This window comes from Rhodococcus zopfii NBRC 100606 = JCM 9919 (assembly GCF_001895025.1).
Taxonomy (GTDB): domain Bacteria; phylum Actinomycetota; class Actinomycetes; order Mycobacteriales; family Mycobacteriaceae; genus Rhodococcus; species Rhodococcus zopfii.
Map to the genome: position 1 here is coordinate 298,904 of NZ_BCXI01000001.1, position 15,542 is coordinate 314,445.

A 15,542-nucleotide genomic window follows, 5' to 3' on the forward strand; every position below is an offset into this window, starting at 1 on the left:
CGGATCCAGTGGAACGGTGAACGAGAGGCGATTCGTGGAGTCCATCGAGGTCGACGGGGTGTTCAATGTGCGCTCGGTAGCCGGGCCGGGTCTCGCTCCCGGTCGTCTGTTCCGATCCGGCACCCTCGACCACCTGACCCCCCGGGGCCGGAACATGCTGGAGAAACTCGGGATCCGCACGGTTCTCGATCTGCGGGATGGCACCGAGCGCCCGGAGAGCACGGCACCGGCGTTCTGGGACGTCCTGCATCATCCGCTCTACGACCCGCTCACGGGCCCGCCCCGGACCGGCGAGATCACCGCGATCTACCGGGCATTGCTCAACGAGCGCGGCCCCGCTCTCACCGATGCCGTGCGGGCCCTCGCGGCCTCCCCCGCGCCGGTGCTCGTGCACTGCACCGCCGGAAAGGACCGCACCGGACTGGTTGTCGCCCTGGCATTGTCCGCGGTCGGAGTGCCCGACCCGGTGATCGTCGACGACTACGCATGGTCCGGACCCCGGGTGCGGCCGCACCGCGAGGAGGCGGTGCGGAATCTGCTCGCCGACCTGGCCCTCGACCCGGCCGAGCACACGCGGTCCGTCGAACTGCACCTGGATTCCCCGCCGTCGGCCCTGCAATCGGCGCTCGGTCACGTCCGGCGGCGGTACGGGTCGGTGACGGGCTATCTCGAGGCTCACGGTTTCACCGCGGACGATCTCGTCGCCCTGCGGACGCGTCTGCTCGGCGAACCGGAACTGACGGTGCTGCACCTGAGCGACGTCCATGCGAGCGATCGCCAGGATCCGTTCGTCGGGGTCGACGGCGCCGGACGGGTCCGCGCGGCCGTCGACCGGGCGTCGGCGTCGCGTCTGCGGCCCGACATCGTCGTCGTCACAGGCGATCTCGCGCATCACCGGGCGACGGCCACCTACCCGGGGCTGGTCGAGATCTTCGACGAGATCCGCAACCGCCTGGGGTGCCCGGTGCTGGCGGTGCCGGGCAACCACGACGATCCGGTGGCCTTCGCGTCGGCGTTCGGGACGCACCCGGTGGAGTACGTGCGGGGTTTCCGAGTCCTCGGTGTCGACACGAGCTCGGGAGCGCTTCCCCGGGACGAGCTCGCCCGATTGTCGCACGAGCTCGCGACCCCGGCCCCGAACGGCACCGTGCTCGTCATGCACCACCCGCCCGTGCCGTCGCCCGCCGCCACCCTGGCGGGCCGGGAGCTCGTGCGCTCCGACGAGCTCGCCGCGGTGCTGCACGGTTCCGATGTCTCGGCGATCCTCGCGGGCCATTTCCACCATCCCATGAGCGGTGTCTTCACCGGGATTCCCGTCTGGGTCGGCAGCTCCCTCGCCTACCTGCAGGACGTCGGAACACCGGGTGATTCCGTCGTCGCGTTCGACGACCCCGCCTACTCGCTCGTGCGGTGTTCCCGCGCAGGGGTCCGCGCCCTGCCGATCGCGCTGCGCACTCCCGAGGTGCTGTTCCGGTCGAGTCCCACGCTCACCGCCACCACCTCCTGACCGCCCTCCCTCCCCGCTGTCCCACCTCAGGAGAAAATGTGAAATCCCTCCCCCGTCTCGTGTCGGTCGCCGCGTTCGGCACGCTCGCCGCGTTCGGCCTCGCTGCATGCTCGGAGCCGGCCGCGTCCGACACCGACGCCTCCGCGTCGCCGTCCGCATCCGGTGGCGCGCAGACCATCACGGTCTACACCTCCGAACCGCAGGCCAAGATCGACGAGATCGCCGCAGCATTCACCGAAGAGACCGGCATCGGCGTCGAGGTCTTCCGCGCCGGCACCGGTGATCTGACCGCCCGGATCGAGGCCGAGCGCACCACCGGTGAGATCGGCGCGGACGTGCTGCTCGCCGCCGATGCACCGACGTTCGAGGGCTACAAGTCCGAAGGGCTCCTGCAGCGGTACACACCCGCAGAGTCGGATGCGCTGAATCCCGACGTCGTCGATCCGGACGGATACTACGTGGGCACCCGGATCATCCCGACCGTCATCGCCTACAACACGACGGCAGTCGATGCGCCGCCGACCTCGTGGAAGGATCTCATCGATCCGGCCTATCTCGGTCGCGTCACTCTGCCGAACCCGAACGTCTCGGGTGCCGCGGCCTTCAACACCGCAGTCTGGCTCAACACCCCGGAACTCGGTGAGCAGTGGCTCGCGGGGCTGGCCGCGAACGAACCCGTGGTCGCCGAGAGCAACGGCCCGGTCGGGCAGGCGGTCGCGGCCGGCACACAGCCGGTCGGCATCGTCGTCGACTATCTCGTCCGGGAACTCGCGGCGAAGGGTTCGCCGATCGCGTTGTCCTACCCGACCGACGGCGTCCCCTACGTCACGCAGCCGGCCGGCATCTTCACCGACTCCGACAATGCCGAGGCCGCACAGCAATTCGTCGATTTCCTCGTGAGCAAGAAGGGCCAGGAGATCGCCGTCGCCCAGCGGTACCTGCCGGTGCGCGGTGACGTGGGCACACCGGAGGGCGCTCCCGCGCTGTCCGAGCTCACGTTGCTGACACCCGACCTGCAGAAGATCACGGAAACCCAGGACGAGGCAGTCCGGAAGTTCGATGACCTCATCGGTTGATCTCGACCCTCGACCCGCCGCCCGGATGCCGTCCGGCCGGCGGGTCGACCCTGTCGTCGGTGTCCGGGTCGCGTTGTGGGTGTTCGTCGTCGCCGTGATCGTCGCGCCGCTCGCGACCGTCGTGTCGCTCGGCGCGAGCGGACGACACATCGGGCAACTCGTCGACGACGACATCGCCGGAGCCGCGGTGAACAGCATCGTCTCCGCGGGATCCTCCGCGCTGTGTGCCGTCGCTCTGGCGACCGCGATGGCACTGCTGCTCGACCGCACCGATCTCCCCGGTCGCGGCTCGCTTCGTCTGATCCTGTTGTCGCCCTTGCTCATTCCTCCGTTCGTCGGCGCGATCGCCTGGACGGGCCTGCTCGGCCCCAGCGGAATGGTCAACCGCTGGTGGACCGACCGCTTCGGGGACCCCCTGTGGAACATCTACGGCGGCGACGGCGTGGTGTTCCTGTTGACGGTGCATTCGTACCCCATGGCCTACCTCATCGTCTCGACCGCGCTGCGGAAGATCCCCGGCGATCTCGAACAGGTCGCGCGCATCGGCGGTGCGTCACCGTGGCAGGCGATGCGGACCGTGACGATCCCGCTGCTGCGACCGGCCCTGCTGGCCGCGTTCACCCTCACCGCAGTGGGGAATCTCGCCGACTTCGGAATTCCCGCACTGATCGGCCTGCCCGAGCGATACACGACCCTGTCGACGATGGTCTACCGCTACATCCAGTCGGGGACGGTCGACCGCCCGCTCGAGGTGGTGTCCACCATCGGTGTCGCCCTGCTGGTACTGGCGGTGCTCGCGGTGGTCGCCGATCGCCGGTTGTCACGGCGACGACGGCAACTCGACGGTCCCGTCACCGCACCCCAGCCGCTCTGCCTCGGGCGCGCCCGTGTGCCGGCGGGGATCGCCGCCTGGGGCGTCGGCCTCGCCCTGACCGTGCTGCCGATCCTCGCGCTCGCGACCCAAGCCCTGCTCCCCGCCCCGGGTGTGCCGTTGACCTGGGAGAACCTGACACTGGACAGCATCGTCGCAGCCGTGACCGCACCGGGAACCGTGGTCGGCGTCCAGAATTCGCTGATGCTGGCCGTGGGCGCCGGGGTGGTGTGCGCGGTGGTCGGACTGGCGGTCGGGGTGCTCACCACCCGCACCCGATCCCGCGACAACGCGGGTCTCGATCTGGCGGTGATGCTCCCCCAGGCGGTGCCCGGCCTCGTCATCGCGGTCGGATGGCTCATCCTCGGCCGGTACACCGGACTGTTCGACACGCGGTGGGTGATCCTGTGCGCCTATGTCACGGCCTTCCTCGCGATCGTCGTCCAGGCCGTGCGAGCCCCCCTGTCCACCGCGTCCGAGTCGCTCGAGGAAGCGGCGCGCACATCCGGCGCATCGCGTCTGCGGGCACTGCGGGACGTGCCGTGGGCGATGACCGTGCCGGCGGCGGTGACCGGAGGCGTGCTCGTCGCCGTGACCGCGGTGCGCGAACTGACGATGTCGGTGCTGCTGGTCGCGCCGGGCACCCAGACGCTCGGTGTGTCGATCTTCAACCTGCAGCAGGCCGGGGACTACAACGCCGCATCGGCGCTGTCCCTGCTCGTCGCCCTCGTCGGAATCGCCGGCCTCGGTGTCGCCTCAGGTTCCCGGGCGAGTCGCTGAACAACTCACAGATCGGAAAATCATCATGTCCGCGATCACCTTGACCGGTGTCGACCTGCGTTTCCCCGATGGCACCGCAGGATTGTCCGGGATCGACCTCGATGTACGAGACGGCGAGTTCGTAGCCCTCGTCGGTCCGTCCGGCTCGGGGAAAACCACCCTGTTGCGCACCGTGGCGGGCTTCCTCGATCCCACCGCCGGGACGGTCCGGCTCGGCGACGATGTCGTCGCCGACGGCACTCGCAGCGTCCCCCCGGAGAAACGCCGCCTGGGGATGGTCTTCCAGAACCACGCCATCTGGCCGCATCGGAACGTGGGCCGGAACGTCGCATATCCGCTGGAGATCGCGAAGATCCCCCGTGCACGCCGCGCATCGCGGGTCGCCGAGGTCCTCGAGTTGGTGGGGCTCCCGGGCATGGAGCAGCGCGACCCGGCGACGCTGTCCGGTGGGCAGCGGCAACGGGTCGCGCTCGCAAGAGCGCTGGCGGGCCGGCCCCGCGCGTTGCTGCTCGACGAGGCGTTGTCCGCACTCGACGAGCCGCTCCGCGACCGGTTGCGTCTCGAACTGCGCACCCTCACTCGCTCCCAGCAGCTCACCGTCGTCCACGTGACACACGATCGCGCCGAGGCGCTCGCGCTCGCCGACCGCGTCGTCGTGCTCGATCACGGCCGGATCCGGCAGGCCGGTGCGCCCGAGGACCTCGTGCTCCGCCCCCGGTCGGCCTTCGTGGCCTCGTTCCTGTCGGACGCGAACCTGCTGACCGGGCGCGTGTCGGCAGACGGTTTCGTCAGCGACGACAACACGGTCGAGGTAGGACAGGATGCCCTGCCGGACAGTGCATTCGGACCGGGCACCCTCGCGGTGCTGCCGGGCGATGTGGGATTGACGTCCCCGCAGAACGCGCTGATGCAGGGCATCGTGATGTCGTCGTTGTTCGGACGCGATGCGAGCGACGTGGTGGTCTCGTGCCGCGGAGTCGAATTCCGTTGCGCCGTGCGAGGTGTCCGCCCTGCGGTCGGCGACCGCGTGGGGGTTTCCGTCCATCGGACGCTGTTCTACCCCGCCTCCGCCGAGGTAGGAACCCGCGAAGGGGCGGACGCGCTGTCCGGGACGCGGCGATGAGCATCACCCGGCTGGCTCTGGTGCGGCACGGGCGCACCGACTGGAATCGGCGCGGCCTGTTACAGGGCAGCACGGATGTCCCGCTCGACGAGGTCGGGCGCGGACAGGCGCGCGCCGTCGCGCGTGTGCTCGAAACCGCGGTGTGGGACACCGTCGTGACCTCACCACTGTCGCGCGCCCACGACACGGGCCGCATCGTGGCAGCGCATCTGGGTATCGCAGTGGCGGGGACGATACCGGACCTGATCGAACGCACCTACGGTGCAGCCGAGGGCCTGACCCGCGCGGACGCCGAACAGCGTTGGCCCGGAGGGGATTTTCCCGGACTGGAACCGCTCGCCGCGGTGGCCGTGCGGGGCCTGCACACACTCGGCGAGATCGTCGCGGCGCACCAGGGCTGCCGGGTCGTGGTGATCGCGCACGGCGCACTGATCCGTGCCGTGCTCGACCGCCTGTCGCCGACGCCCGCGCCGCGCATCGTCAACGGTGCGGTCAGCGAGCTCGAATGGTCGGGCCGGTGGACGGTGCGGTCCGTCAACCGCACCGCCCCTCCGGCCTGACGGCGGCTTCGCCGCCGGTGATGCCTTTGTGGCGCCTCCGACGGCTGCCGCGCGGTCAACCGGCGCGCCGCGCGGTGAGCAGCAGGTATTCCCAGTCCATCGCTCCTCCGCCCAGATCGTAGCTGCGGCCCAGCTCCGCCAGCTCGCGGTCGAGGGCGGCGACGCGGTCGGGTTCTCCGGCAATCGCCCGGTAGACCGCGATCGTCGGCCCGTAGGCGGCCTTGAAGAAGTCCCGGAACTCTTCGCCGGTGGCGAATCGCTCCACCCGCAGGTTCGCCGTGCGGGCCTGGACGTCGGTGACCCGCTCACCGAGCAGCGACCGCACGTGACTCTCGTCTCCCCACAACGGTGGCGGCTGAGCTCCCGGAGGAGGCGGCGGCGCATACGGCTTCATGATCGCGAACATGCGGCCGATGAATCCGGCCGGGGTCCAGCTCAGCAGCCCGATGCGGCCGCCGGGCCGGGTGACGCGTACCAGTTCGTCCGCCGACGGCTGGTGGTGCGGCGCGAACATGATGCCGACGCACGAGAACGCCACGTCGAAGCTCGCATCGTCGAACGGTAATGCCTCGGCGTCGGCCTCCTGCCAGGTCAGGGTCGTGCCTGCGGCGTCGGCGTCGCGGCGCCCCGCGTCGAACAGTTCGGGTGTCAGATCCGACGCGACCACTGTGGCTCCGGTGAGCGCGGCGGGGATCGCAGCGTTGCCCGACCCGGCTCCGACGTCGAGGACCCGGTCCCCCGGGCCGACCTCGCACGCGGACACCAGAATCGGGCCGAGCTCCGGAATCACCTCGGTGGCGACAGCCGGGTAGTCGCCGAGGGCCCACATCGCCCGATGCTTGACCTTGAGGGCGTGGTCGCCGGTCGGTGCTGTCGTTGATTCGCTCATCGTGTGGTCCGGCGCGAGTGCTCCGACGATCACGCGGGAGCGCGGATGCGCCGGCCTCCTTTCTCCTACTCGGGGGATGCGTCCCGATTCGTGATCCGAGGAGGTGATCGGGCCGTACGTCGACTGTAGGAACCGGCGCCGCGGCGCTTCCAGTACAGGATCTGTACCGCGAGCCGCTGTGCCGCCGCGCGTCGCGTTCACCACGTGTCACCGGGCGCGGCGGCCTAGCATTCGACCATGGGCTCGTCCTATCACCAATTCTGTCCCGTCGCGAAGGCGATGGAACTGTTCGACGAACGGTGGACGATGCTCCTTGTCCGCGAACTGGTGCTGGGCAGCGAACGATTCAACGACCTGCGGCGGGGACTCCCGCGGATGTCGCCGTCGCTGCTGTCCACCCGGTTGCATCAGCTGACGACCGCGGGCATCGTCCGCCGGGTCACCGACGGTCGCGACGTCCGTTACGTGCTCACGCCCGCCGGACGGGACCTCGAATCGGTGGTGGACGCGCTCGGTGACTGGGGGTCGCGATGGACCGGCCGGCTGGGCGACGAGGACCTGGATCCGAAGCTGCTGATGTGGGACATGCACCGCCATGTCGACCGCTCCGCGATCCCGCAGGAACGGGTGGTCGTGCACTTCGCGTTCACCGATGCACCGCTCGGGTCGCGCCGGTGGTGGCTGGTCGTCACCGCGGACGACGTCGACGTGTGCGACGTGGACCCCGGATTCGAGGTGTCGGTGGCGGTCACCGCGGAACTGCGGGCGCTCACCGAGATCTGGCGAGGCGAGCGGTGCTGGTCGGACGTGTTGCGTTCGGGTGCCGCGGTGATCGATGGTCCGGTCACGCTGCGCCGGACCCTGCCGGACTGGTTCGTCTCCCCGCTCGTCGCGAAGAGCGGCAGGTGACCCGGGCTCAGCGGGCGGTGGGTCCCGACGGCCGGGTGGCCGGCCGGCAACACCCGGCCGCACACAACACGCCGTTGCGACCGGCGCCGAAGAGCGGTTCCGAACCGAGACGCTCCGGCTCCCGACCGGCGGCGACTTCCTCGACGAGGACGCGCACGAGCTGCGGGAAGCGGGCGTCGGCACCGGCGGTCGCGGCCCGCACGAACGCCATGCCGAGATCGGCGGCCTTCTGCTGCGCTTCGGTGTCGAGGTCCCACACGACCTCGAGGTGGTCGGACACGAAGCCGACCGGAACCACGATCACGGCGGTCACGCCGCGCGCGTGCAGGGCGTCGAGGTGATCGACGATGTCCGGTTCCAGCCACGGCACCTGCGGCGGCCCGGACCGGGACTGCCACACCAGATCGTGGTCGTCGACGCCGACGGCGTCGGCGACGAGCCGGGCCGCCTCGGCGACCTGCCGACTGTAGAGGTGACCGTCACCGTCGGCGGGCCCGCCGGTGCGGTCCGCGGACAGCGGAATCGAGTGTGCGGTGAACACCACCCGCGCATCCGCGCGCACATCGGCAGGCAGTTCGGCGCGCGCGGCCCGGACGGCATCGGCGACCGCCCCGACGACCAGCGGATGATCGTAGAACTGGCGCAGCTTCGTCAGCGCCGGAGCGTCCGGGACGGCGGCGCGGGCCCGCGCGATGTCCTCGTGGTATTGGCGGCAACCGGAGTACCCGCCCCACGCCGAGGTCGGGAACACCAGGGCATTGCGGACGCCGGCGTCGCGCATCGCGGCGACGGTGTCCTCGATCATCGGATGCCAGTTGCGGTTGCCGAAATACACCGGCAACGTGATCCCGGCCGCGGCGAACTCCGCTTCGACGCGAGTGATCAGGTCCCGGTTCAGGGCGTTGATCGGCGACACTCCCCCGAAGTGCAGATAGTGCTGCACGACCTCCTCGAGCCGTTCCGGCGGCACGCCGCGTCCTCGGGTGACGTTCTCGAGGAACGGGCGCACGTCCTCGGGACGTTCGGGACCACCGAACGACAGCAGCAGCAGCGCGTCGTACGGTGCGGGGGTGTCGGCCATGATCGCTACCTCGATCTCAGGCGCCGAAGGCGACCTGGGAGTGGAAACCGCCGTCGACGTACACGATGGAGCCGGTGGTGCCCGGCAGCCAGTCCGACAGCACGGTGCACACGGTCTTGGCGACGGGCGTCGGGTCGTCGACATCCCAGCCGATCGGCGAGGCCGCCGACCAGCCCTCGTTGAGCCGGTTCATCTCGGCACCCGGCCCGGTGGCGTCACCGGCGATGGCCTTGGCGGCGAGCGTCTTGATGGGTCCCGCAGAGACCAGGTTGGAGCGGATACCGCGGCTTCCGACTTCCTTGGCGACGTATCGGTTGACCGCCTCGAGGGTCGCCTTGGACACGCCCATCCAGTTGTAGAACGGCACGGCCCGCGCCGGGTCGAAGTCCATCCCCACGATCGACGCGTTGTCCTTGAGCACCGGCAGCACGGCCTTGGCGAGCGCCGCGTACGAGTACGCCGACACCTCGACGGCCACGGCGACGTCGGACCACGGCGCGTCCAGGAAGGGGTTGCCCAGGCACGAGCGCGGCGCGAATCCGATGGAGTGCACGACACCGTCGATGCCGTCCGGCGCGAGTTCACGCACCTTGCCGGCGAGCCCGGCGAGGTGTTCGGGATCCTGCACGTTCAGCTCGATCGCCGGCGGCACCGGCTGCGGGAGCCGCTGCGCGATCCGGTCGATCAGCCGTAACCGGTCGAAGCCGGTGATGATCACCTTCGCGCCCTGTTCCTGCGCGACCTTCGCGGTGTGGAACGCGATCGACGAGTCGGTGATGATCCCGGTGACGAGAATGGTCTTGCCCTCGAGCAGTCCGCCCATGAGTGTGTCGGTCCTCCAGTGAGTGTCGGATAGGGTCGCGGCGTCGGTGCCGGTGACATCGCGGCGCTCGGCGCCGGTGACATCGCGGCGCTCGGCGCCGGTGACATCGCGGCGCTCGGCGCCGAGCGGTGACTCGGTCAGGTCAGTGCCCCATGCCCATGCCGCCGTCGACGGGGATGACCGCGCCGGAAACGTAGGCGGAGTCCTCGGATGCGAGGAAGCTGACGACGGCCGCGACGTCCTCCGGGCTGCCCAGGCGCTGCAGCGGGATGAACTTCTTCGCGGTGTCGCGCAGATCGTCGGACAGCTCGGCGGTCATGTCGGTTTCGATGAAGCCGGGTGCGACGACGTTCGCGGTGATCGAACGCGAACCGAGTTCCCGGGTCACCGACCGGGCCAGGCCGATGACGCCGGCCTTGGACGCGGCGTAGTTGATCTGGCCGGCCTGCCCGCCCATGCCGACGACGGAACCGAGGAAGATCATCCGACCCCAGCGACCGCGCAGCATCGCCCGGTTGGCGCGCTTGGCGCAGCGGAACGCGCCGGTGAGGTTGGCGTCGAGAACCTTCGTGAACTGGTCCTCGCTCATGCGCATGAGCAGCGTGTCGTCCGTGATGCCTGCGTTGGCGACGAGCACCTCGACCGGCCCCTGATGCTCTTCGACCTGCGTGAACGCGGCATCGACGGAATCGCTGTCGGTGACATCGCAGACGACTCCGAACAACCCGTCCGGCGCACCCGAGCCGCGGTGGGTCACGGCGACCTTGTGGCCGTCGGCCTGCAGGCGCCGGGCGACGGCCAGGCCGATGCCGCGGTTGCCTCCGGTGACGAGAACCGAACGTGGGGTCTCGGCGGGGCGGGACGGGCCGGCGGGAGCGGAAACGTCTGTCGGTGCGTCGGTCATGGTGTCGAACCCTATCTGGTGGTCGATCGAGATCCACCGGGACCTCGAGGGGAAGGGGAACTGTCAGGGCAGCCGCTGACGCAGCAGCAACGACGCACCGAGACCCACCGCGGCGGCGAGCACACCGAGCACCAGCCAGGGCCGGCTGGCGTCGCCGCGGGTGGTTTCGAACCCGATCTGCTCCTCGAGCGTGTCGTAGGCGTCCTCGAGTTCCTCGAGGCTGGACGCGGTGAAGAAGGCGCCGCCGGACAGGTTCGCGATTTCCTTGAGCGACGGGTCGTCGACGGGCACCGGGATCCGTTCGTCCTCGATGGTCACGGTGCCGTATTCGGTGCCGAAGGAGATCGTCGACACGGGGACGCCCTTGTCGGCTGCCTGCCGCGCCGCGGTGAAGCCGCCGCGCGGATCGTCGGGACTCTCGGGCACGGTCTGTTTGCCGTCGGAGAGCAGCACGATCCGCGCCGGAGGCGCCTGATCCCCGCCGCCGAGGACCGCGGCGAGCGTGTCGATGGACTGCATCGCCGTGAAGATCGCCTCGCCGGTCGCGGTGCGTTCACTGAGGGTGAGCTGATCGATCGCCGACTTGGTGGCCTCGCGGTTCGTCGTCGGCGACACCAGCACCGACGCGGTGCCGGAGAACGCGACCAGACCGAGATTGATACCGGGGGTCAGGTCGTCCGCGAACTGCTTGGCCGCTTGCTGCGCGGCGGCGAGCCGGTTCGGCGCGACGTCGGTGGCCTCCATCGACAGCGACACGTCGATGACCAGCACCACCGTCGCCCGGTTGCGCGGGACGCGTTGTTCGGCGGTCGGGCCGGCCAACGCCACGGTGAGCAGCGCCAGCGCGCTCAGCAGCGCGATGATCGGGATGTGCCGGGCCGGGCCGGGCCGGTTCGGCGCGACCTTCTCGAGCATCTCGAGATTGCTGAAGCGCAGCGCGTGCTTCTGTTTGCGTCGCTGCAGCACGACATAGCCGACGGCCAGCGCCGCGACGACGACGAGGAACAGCAGCCACCACGGGGACGCGAAGTCGGAGAAGCTCATCGCCCCCCCTTGGCCGGCGCACCGAAGCTGTGCCGGCGGGCGGCGACGAACCGGACGACGTCTTCGATCCAGTCCCGGTCGGTGCGCAATGTCATCTGCGGGGCGCCGCACCGGCGCAGGGCCTGCTGCACCGAGGCGCGATGCTCGGCGGCGGCCGCAGCGTAGTCGGCGCGCAGCCGTTCGGTGGTGGTGAACTCGCGGGTGCGTCCGGTTTCCGGGTCGTGCAGCACCACATCTCCCAGGTCCGGCAGTTCGAGGTCGCGGGGGTCGAGCACCTCGACGGCCAGCAGGTCGTGCCGGCCGGACAGCGCCCGCAGAGACCGTTCCCAGTCGACCGGGCCGAGGAAGTCGCTGATGACGACGACGAGGCCGCGCCGCCTCTGCGGCCGGCGCAGTGCCTCGATCGCCCCGCGCAGGTCGCCCCGGGTGCCGTCGGGGGCGTGCGGGGTGGTCGCGACCGCCCTCAGCATCGCCTGAGCGTGCAACCGGCCCCCGCGCGCCGGGAAGCGCGTGGTCTCGTGGCCGGTGCTCACGACCGCGCCGATCCGGTTGCCGCCCCCACTGGTCAGGTGCGCGACGGCAGCGGCCGCCGCGACCGCCAGGTCGCGCTTCTCGCAGACGCCGGTGCCGAAATCGAGGCTGGCCGACAGGTCGACGGCCAGCCAGGTCTCGAGCTCGCGATCGGCGACGGACTGTCGCACGTGCGGATGCGTGGTCCGGGCGGTCACCGACCAGTCCATCTGCCGCACGTCGTCGCCGGGCTGGTATTCGCGGGCGTCACCCGGCTCGGAACCGGGCCCCGGGATCAGCCCGAGGTGGTCACCGTGCAGCACGCCGTCGAGCCGCCGCCGCACGGTGAGCTCGAGGGTGCGCAACGCAGCGGTCAGTGCGGGATCTCGCAGTTCGCCGGACCGGAAGGTCGGCGGCGACCCGTGGGCGCGTGGGCTCACCGCTGCCCCGCACCTGCCTCGGGTCCGGCCGGGACACCCGCGGCCGGTGCCGCCGGCGCGGGAGCCGGCGGAATGGGCGCGTTGACCTGCGGGGCGACATGCGGCAGTCCGACGGTCTGCAGGATGCGGTTGATGATCTGGTCGGCGGTGACCTCGTCGGCGAGGGCGTCGTAGGAGAGCACCAGGCGGTGACGCAGCACGTCCGGGATCACATCGAGGACGTCCTGCGGGACGACGTAGTCGCGGCCGCGGACCAACGCCAGCGCCCGCGCAGCCGAGATGATGCCGAGGGTCGCGCGCGGCGAGGCCCCGTAGGCGATCCAGCCGGCGACGTCGACGAGGCCGAGTTCGGCGGGGGCGCGGGTCGCGAAGATCACCCGCACCACGTAGTCGACGAGCGCGTGGTGCACGAACACGCGGCTGGCGACGTCCTGCAGGCGCAGCAGTTCGGCATTGTCGAGGATCTGCTTCGGTTCGGGCGCGGACACACCCATGCGGTAGACGATCTCGCGTTCCTCTTCGACGGTCGGATAGTCGACGAGGACCTTGAACAGGAAGCGGTCGCGCTGCGCCTCGGGCAGCGGGTACACACCTTCGTTCTCGATCGGGTTCTGGGTGGCCATCACCAGGAACGGATCGGGCATCGGGAATGTCCGGCCGCCGATGGTGACGTGCCGTTCGGCCATCACCTCGAGCAGCGCGGATTGCACCTTGGCGGGCGCACGGTTGATCTCGTCGGCGAGCACGAAGTTCGCGACCACCGGTCCGAGTTCGGTATCGAACTCCTCGCGGCCCTGCCGGTAGATGCGGGTACCGACGAGGTCGGTGGGCACCAGGTCCGGGGTGAACTGGACGCGGGAGAACGACCCGCCCACCACCTTCGCGAACGTCTCCACGGCGAGAGTCTTGGCGACGCCCGGAACGCCTTCCAGGAGCACGTGCCCCTTGGCGAGGACACCGACGAGCATCCGTTCGACGAGTCGGTCCTGACCGACGATGACGCGCTTGACCTCGTAGATCGCCTTCTCGAGGACACGGACATCCGACGCCTGATCGGTCGTGGCGGGCGGCTTCGTCCCGTCTTTCGACAGGACCGGGGTCGTCGTCCCCGCAGCCTGAGTGGCCGGGCCCTGTGTGGTCGCGCCCCGAGTGTTCGTGCCCGACGTCCCACCCTCACGTGAGGTCACCAAGAATCCACCGCTTTCGCCTAGGTCGTTCCGCTGGAGATCACATTCGGGCACCACTATTCCAGGTGTGGCTGCCCGGCGCCGCCACCGTGCCGCGCGCGTGGTGCGCGGACCGGACCACGGATCACGAAACGCGAGGTCACACGGCTGTCACGACACCATCCGCACGACGTACGGTGTCATGCCGGCCCAGCGCACCGGCGAGATCTTCACGTGCGAACCCGACTGCGGGGCCTCGAGCATCTGACCGTCACCGAGATACAACCCGACATGCTGGCTCGCATTGGGGCCGTAGAAGATCATGTCGCCGCGTTTCATCTCCGCGGACGGCACCTGGGTGCCGGCGGTGTACTGATAGCCGGTGTAGTGCGGCAGGGAGATTCCGATGCCGGCGAACGCGTAGATCATCAGGCCCGAACAGTCGAAACCGACCTTGTTGTAGTCGCCGTAGCTGTCGGCGACTCCACCGTCGCGGATCCCGCGGGTGGGGCCGTTCTCGTCACCGCCACCCCACGCGTAGGGCACACCGATCTGAGACATGGCGCGATCGATGACGGTTTCGACGGCGGCGGGACCGATGACCGTGGTTCGGGGAGTGCTGCGCGGCTTGGACTTCGGCGTCGACTGGGTCCCGGAACTTTCGCCGGTCGGGTCGCCGGGGTCCGGGTTGCCCCAGTCGCGGCCGCTGCTGCTCCGACCTCCGGTGTCGTCCGCGGTGCCGCCGGTATCCCCGGTCGAGGTGTCCCCGGTCGAGGAGTCGTCCTCGTCCGTGACCTCCGGCAGCGGGGTTTCGGCTCCGGCCCAGTCGCCGGGGTCGACCCGGTAGCCGTCGATCTGGGTGTGCGGGCGCTGGCCGTTGGCGAGTTCGGCGGCGCGGGCACGCGCCGCTGCGTCCGCAGCGACACGCTGGGCCGCTTCCGCCGCCGCCTGTTGCGCCGCCGCCTCGGCAGCGGCCCTGGCTGCCTCCTCGGCTTGCCGCTGCCGGTCCCATGCCGCGTAGTCGGCGCGCTGGTTCTCGAGCCCGGCGACGTTCTGCCGGGCCGCATCCAGCTCGGTCTGCGCCGCTGCGCGTTCGATCTCGATCCGCTGCTTGTCCGCTGCCTGCTGGTCCAGTGCGGAGCGAGCCTGCGCGATCGCGGATTCGGCGTCCGCCTTGCGCTGTTCGGCCGCCTCGGAGGCAGCATCGGCTTCCTGCTTGGCCGCCCGCGCGCTGGAGTTCTTGTTGGCTTCCTCGGTGCGAGCGCGCTCGAGGGCGTCGAGCACCGCGTTGCGTCCCGACGAGAGCAGCCGCATCACCTGGGCCCGATCGAGGAGATCGTCCGGGCCGGTCGAGCCGAGGAACGACGCGAGCGACGCGGCGTTGGTGCCGCGGGTGTAACTGCTGCGAGCGAACGCGTCGAAGTCGCTCTGGGCCTGTTCGATGCGGACGCCGGCGTCGCGGAGCGCCTGCTGCGACTGCGTAACGGCGTACGCGGCCGCGTCGGCGGCGTCGCGGGCGTTCTGCAGGTCCACCAGCGCCCGGTTGACGTTCTCACGTTTGATCGCGACCTGGTTCTCCAACTCGGCGAGCTGCTGATCCGCGGACGCGATGCGGACGATCAGCTCACCGACGCGGCCGATGCCGGTCTCGACGGCCGCACCGGCAGCGGCGAGCGCATCGTCGCTCGGATTCGTGGGCGGTTCCGGTACCGCGCCCACCGACGCCGCGGTCCCCACCAGGAGGGTCGCAACGAGCCCGAGCCCGACCACCAGTCGTGGCCCCGTCGACAGTCCGCGCCCGACCGAGCTCCATCTGCGGGTTCCCCCTCCGCTGCGATGTCGCCGCAACCCGGATCGTC

General features: G+C 70.3%; 14 protein-coding genes. 6 read left to right on the top strand and 8 right to left on the bottom strand.

Translation table 11 applies throughout. The features are described from left to right. Nucleotides 1-16 precede the first annotated feature (16 nt). The 5 genes from RZ1_RS01315 to RZ1_RS01335 are packed head-to-tail and all read left to right on the top strand — an operon-like array spanning nucleotide 17 to nucleotide 5,917. On the top strand, nucleotides 17-1,507 hold the full coding sequence (locus RZ1_RS01315; RefSeq protein ID WP_169917822.1) for a tyrosine-protein phosphatase: 1,491 nt from the start codon (nucleotides 17-19) through the stop codon (nucleotides 1,505-1,507). A 38-nt stretch (nucleotides 1,508-1,545) separates the two neighbouring features. Next, nucleotides 1,546-2,583: an ABC transporter substrate-binding protein gene (locus RZ1_RS01320; protein ID WP_072808471.1), complete on the top strand. Its 1,038-nt coding sequence runs from the start codon at nucleotides 1,546-1,548 to the stop codon at nucleotides 2,581-2,583. Between the two features lie 25 nt (nucleotides 2,584-2,608). Beyond that, nucleotides 2,609-4,234, top strand: a complete 1,626-nt coding sequence (locus tag RZ1_RS01325) for an ABC transporter permease (protein WP_072808473.1) — start codon at nucleotides 2,609-2,611, stop codon at nucleotides 4,232-4,234. 25 nt (nucleotides 4,235-4,259) lie between these two features. Next, a complete protein-coding gene (locus RZ1_RS01330) occupies nucleotides 4,260-5,357 on the top strand; it encodes an ABC transporter ATP-binding protein (RefSeq protein WP_072808475.1) in 1,098 nt (365 codons plus the stop codon). Continuing rightward, nucleotides 5,354-5,917 (top strand): histidine phosphatase family protein, encoded by a 564-nt coding sequence (locus RZ1_RS01335; RefSeq protein WP_238072034.1) that lies wholly within the window; start codon nucleotides 5,354-5,356, stop codon nucleotides 5,915-5,917. The genes RZ1_RS01330 and RZ1_RS01335 overlap by 4 nt, the downstream gene beginning before the upstream one ends. Nucleotides 5,918-5,972: 55 nt before the next feature. Here RZ1_RS01335 and RZ1_RS01340 read toward each other — a convergent pair whose 3' ends face one another. Beyond that, on the bottom strand, nucleotides 5,973-6,806 hold the full coding sequence (locus RZ1_RS01340) for a class I SAM-dependent methyltransferase (protein ID WP_072808762.1): 834 nt from the start codon (nucleotides 6,804-6,806) through the stop codon (nucleotides 5,973-5,975). Between the two features lie 237 nt (nucleotides 6,807-7,043). Between RZ1_RS01340 and RZ1_RS01345 the strand changes: the two genes are divergently transcribed. Beyond that, a complete protein-coding gene (locus RZ1_RS01345) occupies nucleotides 7,044-7,715 on the top strand; it encodes a winged helix-turn-helix transcriptional regulator (RefSeq protein WP_072808477.1) in 672 nt (223 codons plus the stop codon). 7 nt (nucleotides 7,716-7,722) lie between these two features. Here RZ1_RS01345 and RZ1_RS01350 read toward each other — a convergent pair whose 3' ends face one another. The 7 genes from RZ1_RS01350 to RZ1_RS01380 form a co-directional block, all read right to left on the bottom strand. Then, nucleotides 7,723-8,796 carry a ferrochelatase gene (locus RZ1_RS01350; RefSeq protein ID WP_072808479.1) on the bottom strand — a complete coding sequence of 358 codons (1,074 nt, stop codon included), beginning with the start codon at nucleotides 8,794-8,796 and terminating at the stop codon, nucleotides 7,723-7,725. A gap of 16 nt (nucleotides 8,797-8,812) precedes the next feature. Beyond that, entirely contained in the window at nucleotides 8,813-9,619 is an 807-nt protein-coding gene (gene inhA / locus RZ1_RS01355; protein WP_072808480.1) for an NADH-dependent enoyl-ACP reductase InhA, read from the bottom strand. A 142-nt stretch (nucleotides 9,620-9,761) separates the two neighbouring features. Beyond that, complete coding sequence (gene fabG1, locus RZ1_RS01360; RefSeq protein ID WP_072808483.1) at nucleotides 9,762-10,523, bottom strand: 3-oxoacyl-ACP reductase FabG1; 762 nt, start codon at nucleotides 10,521-10,523, stop codon at nucleotides 9,762-9,764. Between the two features lie 63 nt (nucleotides 10,524-10,586). Then, complete coding sequence (locus tag RZ1_RS01365) at nucleotides 10,587-11,567, bottom strand: VWA domain-containing protein (protein ID WP_072808484.1); 981 nt, start codon at nucleotides 11,565-11,567, stop codon at nucleotides 10,587-10,589. Next, a complete protein-coding gene (locus RZ1_RS01370) occupies nucleotides 11,564-12,517 on the bottom strand; it encodes a DUF58 domain-containing protein (protein WP_072808486.1) in 954 nt (317 codons plus the stop codon). The genes RZ1_RS01365 and RZ1_RS01370 overlap by 4 nt, the downstream gene beginning before the upstream one ends. After that, nucleotides 12,514-13,704: an AAA family ATPase gene (locus RZ1_RS01375; protein ID WP_072808488.1), complete on the bottom strand. Its 1,191-nt coding sequence runs from the start codon at nucleotides 13,702-13,704 to the stop codon at nucleotides 12,514-12,516. Before RZ1_RS01375 ends, RZ1_RS01370 begins: the two co-directional genes overlap by 4 nt. Nucleotides 13,705-13,854: 150 nt before the next feature. Then, nucleotides 13,855-15,474, bottom strand: coding sequence for an NlpC/P60 family protein (locus tag RZ1_RS01380; RefSeq protein WP_072808764.1), 1,620 nt, complete (start codon nucleotides 15,472-15,474; stop codon nucleotides 13,855-13,857). Nucleotides 15,475-15,542 lie beyond the last annotated feature (68 nt).

Bases quoted from the DNA above. Each gene is read 5' to 3' on its own strand.
- RZ1_RS01350 (WP_072808479.1), bottom strand. From the start codon at position 8,796: ATGGCCGACACCCCCGCACCGTACGACGCGCTGCTGCTGCTGTCGTTC.
- RZ1_RS01345 (WP_072808477.1), top strand. From the start codon at position 7,044: ATGGGCTCGTCCTATCACCAATTCTGTCCCGTCGCGAAGGCGATGGAA.
- RZ1_RS01340 (WP_072808762.1), bottom strand. From the start codon at position 6,806: ATGAGCGAATCAACGACAGCACCGACCGGCGACCACGCCCTCAAGGTC.
- RZ1_RS01335 (WP_238072034.1), top strand. From the start codon at position 5,354: ATGAGCATCACCCGGCTGGCTCTGGTGCGGCACGGGCGCACCGACTGG.
- RZ1_RS01325 (WP_072808473.1), top strand. From the start codon at position 2,609: ATGCCGTCCGGCCGGCGGGTCGACCCTGTCGTCGGTGTCCGGGTCGCG.
- inhA (WP_072808480.1), bottom strand. From the start codon at position 9,619: ATGGGCGGACTGCTCGAGGGCAAGACCATTCTCGTCACCGGGATCATC.
- fabG1 (WP_072808483.1), bottom strand. From the start codon at position 10,523: ATGACCGACGCACCGACAGACGTTTCCGCTCCCGCCGGCCCGTCCCGC.
- RZ1_RS01330 (WP_072808475.1), top strand. From the start codon at position 4,260: ATGTCCGCGATCACCTTGACCGGTGTCGACCTGCGTTTCCCCGATGGC.
- RZ1_RS01365 (WP_072808484.1), bottom strand. From the start codon at position 11,567: ATGAGCTTCTCCGACTTCGCGTCCCCGTGGTGGCTGCTGTTCCTCGTC.